We start from the raw sequence: 15,517 nt of genomic DNA, 5'->3' as shown, positions 1-15,517 counted from the left end.
TTCAGGGAATAAGAGAGAAGAAAGAATATGTACAGCTGGAATTGAAGCTATGAGAAGAAAGGTAATGATAAATAAAAAAAGTCATGAAAATGACACTTTTTTAGCTTGAAAAAAATAACACAAAAACAAAAAACAGGTGAGAAAAATTATGAAGTTAGATATGAATATTAATCATTTTTAAAAAGGCACTTGAAAAACATGCAAAATAACGAAACTCAAATCATAAAATGTTTAAAAATAGTTAAATTTATAGTAAGATATAAGAAATAGCTAGTAAATATAGTTGTTGCACCTTATCTAATGAGGAATTGTAACTTTAATTCTCCTTTTACTTTAACTGCATATAAACCTTCTTCAGTTGTACCTTATCTAATGAGGAATCATATATATGATCATTGAATTGTATAAAAATAGAGTTATAAATTTTAAAAGTTGTAGTTATGTAATTAGGTATTAAATTATTTATAGTTAATGTATTAGATAGTCAAATATGTTGACTATTTTTTGTATTTTATAATTGTTAAGTGATTTTTAATGACATATTTGTGTAAATTTCTCAAAAAAATTGTTATAAAATAATAAATATGCTATATTGGAGGTATAGGATGGTGAGTTTTATGTTTGTGCAATTTACAGTAAAAAATTTTATGTCATTTAAGAATGAAAATGTTTTAGATTGGAGTGCAGTTAATGCTTATAAAGAATATAGTGATAATTTAATTTTTATTTCAAATAAAGAAAAGTTTTTAAAGGTTATGTCAATATATGGTGCTAATGCAAGTGGTAAAAGTAATATATTGATGGCGTTTAGATTTTTTCGGAAAATTATTAGGGATTCTTTTAGTAATGCAAATAATGAATCTTTTGAAGAAATAAATAGTAATGGTGTTTTGAAGAAGTATTATCAGCCATATGCTTTTTGCAAAGAAAAAGAAGATACAGAGTTTGAATTAATTTTTATTATTGGTGATAAGGAGTATCAATATGGATATTGTTATAATGATCAATATATAAATTATGAATGGTTGTATCAAACATCATTAGAAACTAATCGAAAAAAGATAATTTTTGAAAGAAGTAGTGATAATATTGAATTAGGTTCGTCAATAAAAAAAGAGTGTCATAAATATATAAATGAAATTGATAATGATGTTTTAGTGTTATCTTTTTTTAATCGTCTTAAATTAAAAAATAAGTTATTTAATGATGTTTATAATAGTATTATTAAAGTCCTTGTTTTTTGCGATGAGTTTGATGATTTGTATTCTTATTTATTAGAAGATGTTTTGATTACATTTATTGATAATGAAAAAGATAATTTATTGCAATATTTAGAAGCAATTGAATCTGGAATAAGTGATATTAAATATAATAAAGATAGAGATAAAGTAAGTATTTATACTTATCATAAGGGATTAGATAATGATGAATATAAACTAGATATAGATAATGAATCTGCTGGTACTGTTAAAAGTTTAGCTTTATATGCTTTAATTAAAGTGGTAATAGCTAGTGGACAAGCTCTTTTTTTTGATGAATTAAATATTAAACTGCATCCATTATTGCTTAAGTTTATTATTGATATGTTTAATAACAGTAGTACTGGTGCGCAGTTGATATATACTACACATGATGTTACTTTATTGAGTAATAAATTTTTTAGAAGAGATCAAATATGGTTTACCCAAAAAGATCAGTATGGTATATCAAAATTGTATTCTTTAGCTGAATTCAAAATAAGAAATGATGCGTCTTTTGAAAAAGATTATTTGGGTGGTATTTATGGAGGAATACCGTATTTAAAGGATTTTGAAATAGGGAGTGAAGATAATGGGGAAGGATGATATATTTAAGAAAAAGAGAGCGGAAAGACGAAAAAGAAAATTTGAAAATAGGTAGCCACATGCTCATTCTTATTTGATAATTTGTGAAGGTAAGGAAACTGAACCAAATTATTTTAATGGTTTAAATACAAAGATTCAGAAAAAAATAGGTGGTCAAATTAAAATAGAATCTATCCCAATTATTGATGCTATTGGTGAAGGTCAAAATACAACATCATTAGTAAATATTGTTGAAAAAAGAGTTAAGGAAGCAAAAATAATATATGAGAATATATGGATAGTATTTGATAAAGATGATTTTGAACAATTTGATAAAGCAATCAATGAAGCTGAATTAAAGGAATATAAGGTAGCATGGAGTAATGAATGTTTTGAATTATGGCTATTATTACATTTTTGTTATATAGATAGTGCACTTTCACGGAAGGTATTATTTCAAAAAATGACAGAAATATATAATGATTATGGATATAATCATAATTATCAAAAAAATGATCCAAATATTTATAAATTTTGTAGTGAAGTTGGAAGTGTTAAAAATGCTATAGGTAATTCTAAAAGACTTATGAGTAATTATAAACCAAGTCTTTCTCCCTCAAAATGCTCTCCAGGGAACACTGTGTATCAACTGGTTGAAGAATTAATAGGTTATTTAAATTAAAGGAATTAGCAAATACTCATTTTATTAAAAATAACAAACGAAAGCGCATATATTATTTAGTAATGAGTTTAGAGTAATATTTTGCGGTCAATCTAAACTCTATATTCATCAAGACTTTTGAGCAATTTTATAATCAAAAAACAGCTAAAAATCATCAAAAATAAGCAAAAAATACAGTCAATCTTTTAAAGGTATTCATTAAAAACACAAAAAATGCTCAAACCCTATGATACACAACACTTATACACAAATAAGTAATTTAGAGATTGACCACAAAAAACACTCATAAAATGTTTAAAAATAGTTAAATTTATAGTAAGATATAAGAAATAGCTAGTAAATATAGTTGTTGCACCTTATCTAATGAGGAATTGTCACTCTTAATAGATCACCTTTCTATTGGTTCATCATAGCTTATTGTTGCACCTTATCTAATGAGGAATTGTCACTTTTGAAAATAAAAGGGGATGTTTTTTATTTCAAGTTGCACCTTATCTAATGAGGAATTAATAAGTTATTTAAAGAATTAGTGATAATTGTTTTATTTAAAATAATGTAGTAAGATAAAAGAGCGTATATACGCTCTTTTATTGTGGAGGAAGGAAATGGAGTTAAAAGCAGTAATATTTGATATGGATGGGTTGATGTTTGATACTGAACCGATTGGGGCAAAGTGTTTTAAAATAGCGGCTAAAAAGTATGGTTATATAGTTGATGATGAATTTCAGATGGGATTGATAGGGATGAATGTTCATGATCATGTTCTTAAGGTTAAGGCTAAGTTTGGTGATGATTATCCGGTATTTGAGATAAGAGATTTAGCAAAGAAGTTAAAAATGGAGTATTTTTATGAATATGGCTTACCAATCAAAAAGGGGTTGAAAGAGCTGGTAGCTTATTTAAAAGAAATGGGAATCAAAATTGCGGTGGCTTCGTCATCGTCAATTGATTTGATCAATGAGTATTTAGAGTTATCAAAGATGGAAAATGAGTTTGATTTTGTGATTGGCGGTGATGCGGTGCTTCATGGTAAACCTAACCCGGAATTGTTTTTAAGAGTATTAAAACATTTTAATATTAATAATGATGAGGCATTAGTATTAGAGGATTCTTGTAATGGTATTATGGCTAGTTATAATGCTGGAATACCAGTTATTTGTGTACCGGATCTAGTTGTTAATGGACCAGAAATTTTAGCTCTTACATATAAAACTTTACCGTCTTTATTTGAAGTTAAAGATGAGATTGCAAGTATTTTAGGAGATAATAAATGATAGGAACGATTGTAAATACAGCTGCGGTCATTATTGGCGCAAGTATTGGCTTATTGATAAAAAAGGGGATTCCTAAACGAGTTGGCGATGCGTTGATGAAAGCATTAGGATTATGTACGCTTTTTATTGGAATTAGTGGTGCTTTTAAAGGTGAAGATACGCTGGTGATGATTATTTCCATGGTTTTGGGAACTTTGATCGGTGAGGCTGTTGATATTGATAAACATGTTAATAGTGGGGTTAGAAAGATTGAAAATCGGTTTACAAAGAAAAATAGTGAAAATAGTATTTCTCAGGGCTTTATTACAGCTAGTTTATTATTTTGTATTGGTTCGATGACGATCGTAGGGGCCATGAATGCGGGGCTTTTAGGTGATAATACAATGTTATTTACTAAATCGACTTTAGATTTTTGTTCATCGATTATTTTTGCTTCGACTTTAGGAATCGGGGTATTGTTGTCAGCGGGATTTGTTTTAGTTTATCAAGGAGGATTGACGCTTTTAGCGATAGCTGCTGCGCCCCTGTTAAGTACGACTGTAATTAATGAGATGACGTGTGTGGGATCTTTAGTTATTATTGCAACGGGGCTTAATTTATTAGGAATTACGAAATTGAAATTGATGAATTATTTACCGGCGATGTTTTTACCGATCGTTTTATGTATGTTTATGTAAGTTGTTAAAAATGTTATTTTTAGGATAACATTTTTTTCTCTATTTTAAGATTAAGTTAAAATAATTAAGTGTTGGTAAAGTCTATTGTTTGATGGATTTTTGAGTGCTAAGATGTGCCTGTAAAAATTTTACAAGGAGAAATGGAAATGAAAAAACAAAAGAATAAAGCATTAAAAGTTTCAATGGCAACTTTAGCATTATTAATGGGTACTGGTTATGTAGCTAACAGCTATCAAGTATTACCTACATATGCTGATACTGTAAAAACAACTGAAGCAGTTAATTTGATCAATGCTTCAACGACATGGAAATATTTAGATAACAACGTTGATCCTGGTAGCACTACAGATCGTACAGCCTGGACTAAAGCCGATTATCAAGATGCAGACTGGAAAAGTGCAGCTGGTAAATTTGGTGCTAAAAATGGTCAATTAGCTAGTTTAGGTGGTAACTTTACACCAACAGTATTATTAAATCAATATATTGAAGGAACTAATGACGATATTCCAGCATTCTTTTTTAGAACAACAGTAAATATCGATAGTTTAGATAATCTATCTTCAATTACTGGTAATCTTTATTACGATGATGCAGCAATCGTTTATATCAATGGTGTAAAAGTAGCTGCATTTGATGAACCAGATGGTGGTTTTGATTCAAATATGTCTTATGGTGGTTCTAATGCCAGCACACCAAAAACTGGTGAAATCAATTTAACTAAGGAACAATTAACAGATGTTTTAAAAACTGGTGAAAATGTTATTGCTGTAGAACTTCATCAGGGAAGAGCCAGCAGTTCTGATATGTATTTAGAATTTGCTAATTTACAAATGAATTATGGTGAATCAGAAGTAGAAGTTGAACAAAAAGCTCTTAACTTAACAGTTGGTGAAAATGAATCAGAAATGAATCTTACCTGGTATGCAAATACTAGTGAAGCTGGAGTAGTTCAATTAGCAAAAGCTGGAGCGATGATCAATGGTGAATTCCCAAGTGAATTTGTTTCAATCAATGCCACTAGCAATCAATCAAATGATAATGGTTTCTACTATAATCAAGCTACAATGACAAATCTAGAAGAAAATACTAAATATGTATATCGTATCGTAAATGGTGATAAAGTAAGTCAAGCTTATGATTTTACAACAAAAGATTTTGATGGAAGTTATAATTTTATTCTTGCTGGAGATCCCCAAATTGGTGCTAGTGGAAATGCCGCAAGTGATACTGAAGGTTGGGGAAAAACGTTAGAAGATTCTGTTGATAAATTTAATCCAAACTTTATTTTATCAGCTGGTGACCAGGTAAATACAGCTAGTAATGAATCTCAATACAGTGGTTACTTAGAACATGAAGAACTTACAAGTGTTCCACAAGCAACAACTGTTGGTAACCATGATTCAAGTTCAAATGCTTACTCACAACACTACAATTTACCAAATGTCAGTGATAAAGGAGCAACTACTGCTGGAAGTGATTATTGGTATGTTTACAATAATACTTTATTCATGGATATTAATACAAATAATATGTCAACTGCTCAACATCGTGAATTTATGGAAGAAGCAATCAATGCTAATCCTGATGTTCGCTGGAAAGTCGTTGTCTTCCATCACTCAGTATATTCAGTAGCTAATCATGCTGTTGAAAGTGATATTTTACAACGTCGTGAAGAATTAACACCAGTATTTGATGATTTAGGAATTGATGTTGTTTTAATGGGACATGATCATGTTTATGTTCGTAGTAATATCATGAAGGGAATGCAGGTAGTTACAGATACAAGCAATCTTGACAGTGTAACTGATCCTGATGGTATCTTATATGTAACTGCAAATTCAGCTTCAGGAAGTAAATATTATAATATCAAAACAAATATTAGCACAGAATTTGTAGCTAAGATGGATCAATCTAAACAACGTTCTATTTCAAATATTGAAGTAAGTGATAATCAATTTAAAGTAACAACTTATTTATATGATGCTAATAGTGATAATTGGGCAACATTAGATACTTTTACAATTAATAAAACAAATGAAAATGAAGTTGAAACTGATAAAACATTCTTAAAAATAGCGATTGAAGAAGCTGATAAGATCAGTCAAACAGATCTTGATGCTTTAGTTCCTGTAGTAGCAAATGAATTTACGGCAGCTCTTGCTAATGCTAAAGAAGTTTACAATGATTCTAATGCTACTCAAGAACAAGTCGATGATGCCGGAACACGTTTGGCTTACATCATGCATTTCTTAGATTTCAAAAAAGGTGATAAAGAAGCTTTACAAAAATTAGTAACAACGATCGATGGATTAGATGAAAATAAATATACGCCAACTACTTGGCAGGCAATGTTACCAGCTTACGAAAAAGCAAAAGAAGTATTAGCAGATGAAAACGCAATGCAAGATGAAATTACGGAAACTCAAGAAGCTTTAGTAAGAGCGTACATTGATTTAAGATTGATTCCTAATAAAGATCTTTTAAATGATCTAATTAAACAAGCTGAAAGCTTAAAACGTGAAAATTATAGTGAAGCAAGCTGGAATTTATTACAAAATACAATAAATTCAGCACGTGAAGTTTTAGCAAATGAAAATGCAACTGAAGAACAAGTTAGTGAAGCACAGACAACATTGAGTAAAGTTCTTACAAGCATGGAATCGAATGAAACTAATAAAGTTGTAAATACAACTGCAAAACCATCAACAAGTACTACTATTAAAAATGGTGATCAAGTAGCTACTGGTGATAATAATGATCTGTTAGCTTATGGAACATTGTTATTTACAGCTTTAGGATGTTCAGTAATTGTATTTAAATCAAGAAAAAATAATCAAGAGAATTAGATAGATATAGTGGTAATGATATTACCACTATATTTTTAGAGGTAATACATGGAAAAGTTTATTAAGGAATTAAAAGAAAATAAAATTGTAATAATAGTTATTTTATTGACTGTTATAGTTTCGTTATTATTTAATAATTATTTAAAAAAAGATTATTCAAGAGTCAATAATGATACTACTGATTTTGTTAGTGGAAAAGTTGTTGAAGTGACCAGCAGTGAAGTTGAATATGATGAAGAGTTAAAAATTAATCTTGGTAAACAGGTTGTTAAAGTTGAAATTTTAGAAGGAAAAAATAAGGGAAAGACAGTATCGATGGATAACTATTTAACGGCTGCTCACAACATTGAAGTTAAAGTTGGAACTAAGGTTATTATTTCGGCTGACGAACCTGATGGAATTGATGCGTATTATACAGTTTATAATTTTGATCGTAGTTTAGGGATGGTTGTATTTACATTGGTTTTGTTTATGGCCATTATTACAATTGGTAAAGGAAAAGGGATAAAATCAATCATTGGTTTAGCTTATACTCTATATTTAGTTATCTTCTTTTTATTACCGACAGTATTTTCTGGTTATTCACCCGTAATTATGAGTGTAATTTGTGTGATTCTTTCAACGATCGTGACTTTGATGTTGTTGAATGGTAGATCTGAAAAAACTTATGGGGCAATAATTTCAACGGTCTTAGGAGTTGTTTTGAGTGCAGGTTGTTTTTATTTGATGTCTATTATTTTAAATATTAATGGTTTTAGTAGTGATGAGGCAGAAAGTTTAGTTTTGATTACAAGGGCAACTAATTTACAAATCAAAGAAATATTATTTGCGGGAATTTTAATTTCTTCATTAGGAGCAATTATGGATGTTGGAATGTCAATTGTTTCATCGTTATATGAGGTATATCATCATCAGCCTAATTTAACGCGAAAAGAGTTATTTAATTCGGGAATTGAAATTGGTAAGGATATGATCGGAACAATGACTAATACATTGATTTTAGCTTTTACGGGAAGTGCTTTTATATCGTTATTAGTATTATTTTCATATAATGTCGATACTTTACAACTATTAAATTCTAATTATATTGTAATTGAATTTGCTCAAGGAGTTGCAGGAACTTTAGGAATCGTTTTAACAGTACCGATTGCTTCTTCTATTGCAACGATCATCTTGATTAAAAATAATGAAGATGAAGAGTTACTGATTGATTAAGTATATAATTTTTTATTCCTATTAATAATCTTTTCATCTTTCTTGATATAAAAATTATTTCAAATAAATTAATTAATTGCTTATTTTTGTAAAAAAAAGTTACAAATTTACTACCTTATTTAAAGATATGTCTCATGATAAAATTGATATATCAGGAAGATCATATTAAAAATAATAAAGGAGGATACGATGAAAAACTTAAAAAAACTAGCAATTATTGCTTTAGTCGTGACAATGATTACTAGCTATATTCCTGTTATGGCAAAGGAAAGTACAGATGATGAAGATTACACTCAATATGTTGATCCTTTTGTAGGTACTGATGTTGACTATGGACAACAATTTCCTGGTAGTGTTGTTCCTTATGGGTTAGTAAAACTTAGTCCGGATACTTATCCCCATACTAATGATGATCATGCAGGATACGACTATAGTAAAAATAGAATTGCCGGATTTTCACATACTCGAGTTGAAGGAGTAGGTGGACAAGGTGCTGGTGGTGATGTCTTAATTACACCGACTTATGTAAATTATACAAGACGTCCTGAAGCAAGCAGTAAAGCAATGTTGTACTCACATGATCAAGAAAGTGCAACACCAGGATATTATGAAGTAGAATTAACACCTAAAACAGGTAGTGATGAAAACGCTGTTGATAATGAAAGCTTAGGAAAAATTAAAGCAGAAATGACAAGTGCAATTAGAACGGGCTTTCATCAATACACTTTTCCTGAAGATGGCAGTGTATCACTATTAGTTGATTTAAACTATACATATCACGGCACAGATATTCGTAATGCAGTGATGGAAATTGATGATTCTAATGATGATTTTACAGCGATAAGTGGTCGTTTTAGTGGGAAAAATGTTAGTGGTCATGGAAAATATACACTATATTTTTATTTAGAAACGCAACAAAAAGTAAGTTCATTTAAAACATGGAATGGTAGTCGACTTTATGATAAAGATAGCCAAACCGGAAATGATCTAGGTGTCATTTTGAATTTTGATGCTAAAAGTAACGAACCAGTTAGAATTAAAGTTAGTCTTTCAACTGTAAGCAGTGAACAGGCTAAAATCGATATGCATAATGAGATACCAGATTGGGATTTTGATCAAGTTAAAGCTGATGCTAAAGATGCTTGGAATGATGTATTAGGAAAAATCAAAATCGAAAACTCAGCTCAAAGTGATCCTGATGGTTCATTGAAAAAATTATTTTATACACATTTATATCGGATGTTTATGACACCAGTAAATGCGACAAGTACAAGTAATACTTATCGGGCTACTGATGGTAAGGTTTATGAGGCTAATGATTATGTCCATTACGATTCATGGACATTATGGGATGATTTTAGAAAATATCCGATGATTGGTTTAATTGCTCCTGATATTTATAAAGATATTATTCGCTCTTTAGCTGATACTATGACTACAGGAATTGGAACTTGGGGAATCGATAGTCAAACAGTCCCAACAGTAAGAACGGAACATGCGGTAGCTTTATTAGCTGATGGGGCAGCTAAGGGATATATTGATTATGAAAATTTATTACCAGCCTATGAAAAAGCCAAAGAAATTGCTGATGCGACAGTTAACAGCGAGGTTGAAGCTTTAGGATATGTACCTGGTAGAATAGATAAAACAGTTGAATTTTCTTATGATGATTGGGCTATTGCTTTATTGGCAAAACAATTAGGTAAAGAAGATGATTATCAAAAGTATTTAAAAAGATCATTTAATTATTTAAATTTATATCGTGAAAACGCTGTTGGTGATATGGGTATTTTATGGCCTAAAGATAAAAATGGTAACTGGATGAGCGCTGATCCTGAACGTTATGGTGATAATGGTTTATATCAAGGAACTTTATGGCAGTATACCTGGTGGGATTCTAATGATGTAAATGGTTTGATGAATGCGATGGGTGGTAAAGAGAATGCTTTAACAGCTCTATCATATTTATTTGGGGAACAAGATCCAAATAATGGTAAAGCTATGTTACATACTAATACTAATGAAATTGATTTACATACTCCTTATTTATTTAACTATGCTGGTAAACCTAGTAAGACCCAATATTGGATCAGACAAATATATACTAAGGAAACATGGAATCGTTATAGTGGTACAGGTGAATATAATCCACCACGTTATGAAAAAGTATATAAATTAGATCCTCAAGGATTAATGGAAACAATGGATGATGATGCAGGTACTATGGCATCAATGTTTGTGGGGGCAGCAATGGGCTTATTCCCATTAACGCCAGGTGATACAACATATCAAATTGGAACACCTTTCTTTGAAAAAATGACTCTTGATGTCGGAAATGGTAAAACATTTACGATTGAAGCTAATAATGTATCTAGTGATAATTTTTATATTCAATCAGCAACTTTAAATGGTCAAGAATTTAATCAAACATGGTTAGATTATTCACAGATCATTAGAGGGGGAACATTAAGTTTTAATATGTCTAATACGCCATCATCATGGGGTGAAGATAGTGCTGCTGCATTTTCAAGCAGTGATTATGTAGATACATCTATTTATAGTGATGATAATATTAGTTTTTCTACGAAGACATTTAATGAAAGTGAAGCTAATGATGGAACGATCAGTGATGTAATAAATGTTAATGTTAAAAATACAACTTTTAAGCCAATTGATGAAACAATGATCACTGCCCAAAATATTCCTAGTGGTTTAACGTTGAAAACTGAGCTGGTAGATGAACATAATTTAACATTATCGTTAGAAGGTAAAGCAGATAAACATGATATATTAGCAAGTATTGATAATTTAAAAGTAACATTTAGTGATCAGTTATTTGCTGAAGCAATCGATAGTAATAATAAAACTGTTAATTTAAGAGTTAATTTTGAAGATTCAATGTTGACATATAGCCAAAGTTCTTTACCAGAAAATGAAGCTAATGATGGAAGTATCAATGGTGAAGTGGCAATTGAACTAACTGGAGATATGTTTACTGGGGCTAATGGAGAAGACTTTGTAAGCAGTAAAAAAGTTGTTTTTGCTAATGTTCCTGAGGGTTTAACACCTCAAGTAATTAAAGTTAGCGATACTAAAGTAAAATTATCATTTACTGGTAAGGCTTTGAGCCATGATCAAAAAGTTAGTGATATTAAAATAAGTTTCCAGGATGATGCCTTTGTAAATGGAAATGCTAATATGATAACAAATAGTTCATATGGCGGTTTACAAGCTTTAGTACTTGATTTTATAACTGACTGGAAATTAAAATTAGCTAATTTGATTGAACAGGCTAATGGATATCATGAAGATGATTATACAAAGACAAGTTATCAAAAATTAAAGACTGAAATAACTAATGCTGCTAGTTTATTAGAAACTGGTGATGATCAAGAATTACAAACAGCATATTTGAATTTAAGTAATGCAATCTATGATTTAAAAACTTCACAAGATGGTTTTAATCAATTAGAAGGCGAATCAAGTGATCTTAATTCTGGTAATGGATTGAAAAATGAAAGTATGAATCTAGGGGGAACTTATGATAATGCCTGGATAGCATATGAAAAACTAGACTTTACAAAACAGGATGTAAGTAGTTTTACAATTCGTTATGTCAATAATAGTACTCGTTGTGCAAGTGATGCTCGAATTGAAATCCATACAGATAGTTATGATGGTCCACTAGTACAGACGATTGATCTACCAGCAACTGGTTCTAGCTGGAATGATTATCAAGAAATAACAACAATGATCGAAGATGCTAGTAAATTAAATGGGGAAATTCATGATGTATATTTTGTATTGAAAGGAACGACATCTTCAAGTAACCCATATATTATTAATTTAGATTATGTAAGATTTAATAGTGAATTGATTTTAAATGCTAATGAGCGAATCGAAGCTGAAGAATTTAATGATAAATCTTCAGGAATCGTTAATGATGGTTCGAATATTGGTGGCGTTACTAATAATTCTTGGACAGCATATAAAAATATTAAATTTGATGGTAGTGAAAATACTTTTGAAATCAGATATGCTGGTCAAATAAAAGATACATTTAAAGATGCTAAAGTTAATGTTTATCTTGACAGTATGGACAGTACCCCAGTTACAACAATTACTGTTCCTCCAACGGGAACAAACTGGAGTCGTTATGTAACTAATTCAATTAAGTTAGATAGTAGTATTGAAGGAATTCATACAGTTTATTTGCAATTTGTTGGTAGTGAAGCTAGTAAAACATATGTTGCAAATGTTGATTATTTTAGATTTGTAAAAGCTTTAGAATTAAATGTTGTCAGTGAAGGTAACGGTTTTGTTAGTGTTCCGGCACCTGTTGCTAATGGTGATGTTACTCTTACTTTTACACCAGATGATGGTTACATGGTTAAACAAGTTTTAGTTGATGGTCAAGAAGTTGATTATGATCTTAATTCAAATCAATATACATTAAAAAATATAACGCAAAATCATGATGTTAAAGTAGTTTTCGCTCTTAAAACTAGTGATAAAACATACGGAATTTATCAATTTGAAGATTATGATCAATGGAGTGGCGGAAACTTAAAAGTTGAAACAAGTAAAGATAGTAATGGTGATAGTTTAACTAATATCGGCGGAACTTATGATGGTGCTTGGATAAAATACAGTGATATGGAATTTGATGGTCAAGGCTTGAATTCAATCGATGTTAGATATGTAAATAATTCTAATCGCTGTGGAAGTAACGCGCGTTTAGAAATATATTTAGATGAAATCAAAGATGATCCGGCAGCTACTGTTTTACTTCCAGTAACAGGAAGTGATTGGAGCGTTTATAATACTACTACTGCTATTTTAGATGGTTCAATTACTGGTAGACATGATGTTTATGTAGTAATGAAAGCAGATGTAAGCAGCAGTTATCCATATGTAGGTAATTTTGACTGGATTCGTTTTAATGAGGCGCCTAAATCAAGTTATGGACAACTAGAAGCTGAAAATAAGACAGAGATGTCAAGTGGTTTACAAATCGAAACATCTAAAGATTTAGAAAATAATTCGTTAATAAACATTGCTCATACTTTCCCAGGGGACTGGTTAAAATATAGTAATTTAAATTTTGATGGTAAAGGATTAAGCGAAATTTCAGTTCGTTATGCTAATAATACTAGTCGCTGCAATAGTGATGCTCGGTTAGATTTCTATTTGGATAGTCCAGAAGGAACTCCTTTTGTATCAATAAATTTACCAGGACGTCAAAGCAGCTGGTCAGATTATCAAGTTGTTACAGTTACATTAAATCAAGTAATTAGTGGTAACCATGATTTATATGTAGTGATGGCAGGTAGTGATAATAGTAAATATATTGCTAATATAGATTGGTTCAGTTTTAAAGAATTAGATTATGATAAGACAAGCTTAGAGGCATTGTATCAAGAAAGTTTAGTGATTCTAGATAATCAGAATATGTATACTGAATCATCATTTAATAACTTTAAAGAAGTTATGGATAGTACAAAAATTATTCTTGATAGTAATGTTGTGACTCAAGAAGTAATTGATAATCAAATAACTTTATTACAAAATGCAATTGCTCAATTAGAAACAGCAGTTGAAAGTGATAAAACAGCATTACAAATTGCTGTCGATATGGCAAATACTTTAAAAACTAAAGGGGCATTAGATAATGTCATACCAGCAGTCGTTAATGAATTTGAAGCAGCATTAGCTGAAGCTGAAGGTATTTTAGCTGATTCTAGTGTTGATCAAACGACAGTTGATACATCATTCTATCGTCTAGCTAATGCAATTCATATGTTAGACTTTGTAAAAGGTGATAAGAGTGCCTTAGAAGCCTTACTAGAAGAAGCAAATGGTTATGAAGAAGAAAATTATACAACTGATTCATGGACAGCATTGCAAGAAGCAATCGAAGCAGCAACTGAAGTCATGAATGATGAAAATGCATTAGAAAGTGATGTAACAGAAGCGTTAAATAACTTAACTAATGCTATTGGAAACTTAGTTTTAAGAGCAGATAAAACAAAATTACAAGAAGCATATGACATGGTAAATGGCTTAGATAAGAGTCTATATACAGAAGCAAGTGTAGCTAAATTAGATGAACCAATGGCAAATGCAAAAGCAGTATTAGATGATCCAGATGCAACTCAAGAAGCAGTTGATAATGCATATGCAGAGTTAATAAGAGCATACTTAGACATGAGATTGATACCAAATAAGGATCTATTACAAGGATTGATTGATCGTGCTCAATCATTAAATGCTGCAAATTACAGTGCGAAGACATGGTCAGTGATGACAAAAGCATTAGATGAAGCTAAAGCGGTACTAGATGATTCAGAGGCAACACAGGCCGAAGTCGATAATGCCAAAGAAGTTTTAGCAAAAGCAATTGCGGGATTGGAAACAAGCAATTCAGTCAAAGCCGGTGATACAACAGCAAGTGTAGCTACTGGTGATGAAATAAATATTAATATTTTTGCAATAGGATTACTATTATCAGCTGCAATTATTTTAAAAAAGAAAAAGGAATTAAATTAATTTTATTGGCATACTAATAGTTTGTTAATAAAAAAGATCATGAGCCTCTTTAAGGTTGATGATCTTTTTCTATTTATTAAATTTATTTTTAGTCCAATTCAGTCTATAAAAAACTAGTCACGTATTTCATGATACAATTATATAATAATTAGTAGAAGGAGAAGGAATATGAGGGAATTAAAAGAGTTATCAAATAGTTTGAATGATACTGTTGAAAAATTAAGAGAAGATAAGGATATTTTAAAAGCTGTGAAAAGTCTGCAGCAAATAAAAAATAAGTTAAACAAAATAATCAAAGAAAATATTTAAGGGTATCAATTTATAGATACCCTTAAATATTAATTAAAAATTTACCAATAACTTATTTAGGATTATTTTTAGAATCTATGCTATCTACTAATTGTTTTAGCTGTTCGAAATCATTTTCTTTAAATATATATTCATATATTGA

Annotated in this window: 8 protein-coding genes; all 8 read left to right on the top strand. The window is 30.2% G+C overall.

Going from position 1 to position 15,517, the window contains the following annotated elements; translation table 11 throughout:
• Positions 1-605 precede the first annotated feature (605 nt).
• The 8 genes from BR82_RS0112115 to BR82_RS17140 all read left to right on the top strand — a co-directional run bounded on the left by BR82_RS0112115 (position 606) and on the right by BR82_RS17140 (position 15,375).
• Positions 606-1,844 (top strand): AAA family ATPase, encoded by a 1,239-nt coding sequence (locus BR82_RS0112115; protein WP_205618766.1) that lies wholly within the window; start codon positions 606-608, stop codon positions 1,842-1,844.
• A 73-nt stretch (positions 1,845-1,917) separates the two neighbouring features.
• Positions 1,918-2,505 carry an RloB family protein gene (locus BR82_RS15825; protein ID WP_205618765.1) on the top strand — a complete coding sequence of 196 codons (588 nt, stop codon included), beginning with the start codon at positions 1,918-1,920 and terminating at the stop codon, positions 2,503-2,505.
• A gap of 605 nt (positions 2,506-3,110) precedes the next feature.
• A complete protein-coding gene (locus tag BR82_RS0112105) occupies positions 3,111-3,779 on the top strand; it encodes an HAD family hydrolase (RefSeq protein ID WP_027090403.1) in 669 nt (222 codons plus the stop codon).
• Entirely contained in the window at positions 3,776-4,456 is a 681-nt protein-coding gene (locus BR82_RS0112100) for a DUF554 domain-containing protein (protein WP_027090402.1), read from the top strand. Before BR82_RS0112105 ends, BR82_RS0112100 begins: the two co-directional genes overlap by 4 nt.
• Positions 4,457-4,602: 146 nt before the next feature.
• Positions 4,603-7,302 carry a purple acid phosphatase family protein gene (locus BR82_RS0112095; protein ID WP_027090401.1) on the top strand — a complete coding sequence of 900 codons (2,700 nt, stop codon included), beginning with the start codon at positions 4,603-4,605 and terminating at the stop codon, positions 7,300-7,302.
• Positions 7,303-7,350: 48 nt separating this feature from the next.
• Entirely contained in the window at positions 7,351-8,517 is a 1,167-nt protein-coding gene (locus BR82_RS0112090; protein WP_027090400.1) for a YibE/F family protein, read from the top strand.
• A 189-nt stretch (positions 8,518-8,706) separates the two neighbouring features.
• Entirely contained in the window at positions 8,707-15,066 is a 6,360-nt protein-coding gene (locus BR82_RS16440) for a GH92 family glycosyl hydrolase (protein WP_027090399.1), read from the top strand.
• A gap of 168 nt (positions 15,067-15,234) precedes the next feature.
• Positions 15,235-15,375, top strand: a complete 141-nt coding sequence (locus BR82_RS17140; protein ID WP_154659619.1) for a hypothetical protein — start codon at positions 15,235-15,237, stop codon at positions 15,373-15,375.
• The last annotated feature ends 142 nt before the right edge of the window (positions 15,376-15,517 follow it).

This window comes from Thomasclavelia saccharogumia DSM 17460, from assembly GCF_000686665.1.
Lineage (GTDB): Bacteria > Bacillota_I > Bacilli_A > Erysipelotrichales > Coprobacillaceae > Thomasclavelia > Thomasclavelia saccharogumia.
The sequence above is the reverse complement of the archived record's forward strand: the minus strand, read 5'-3'. Positions and strand labels throughout refer to the sequence as shown.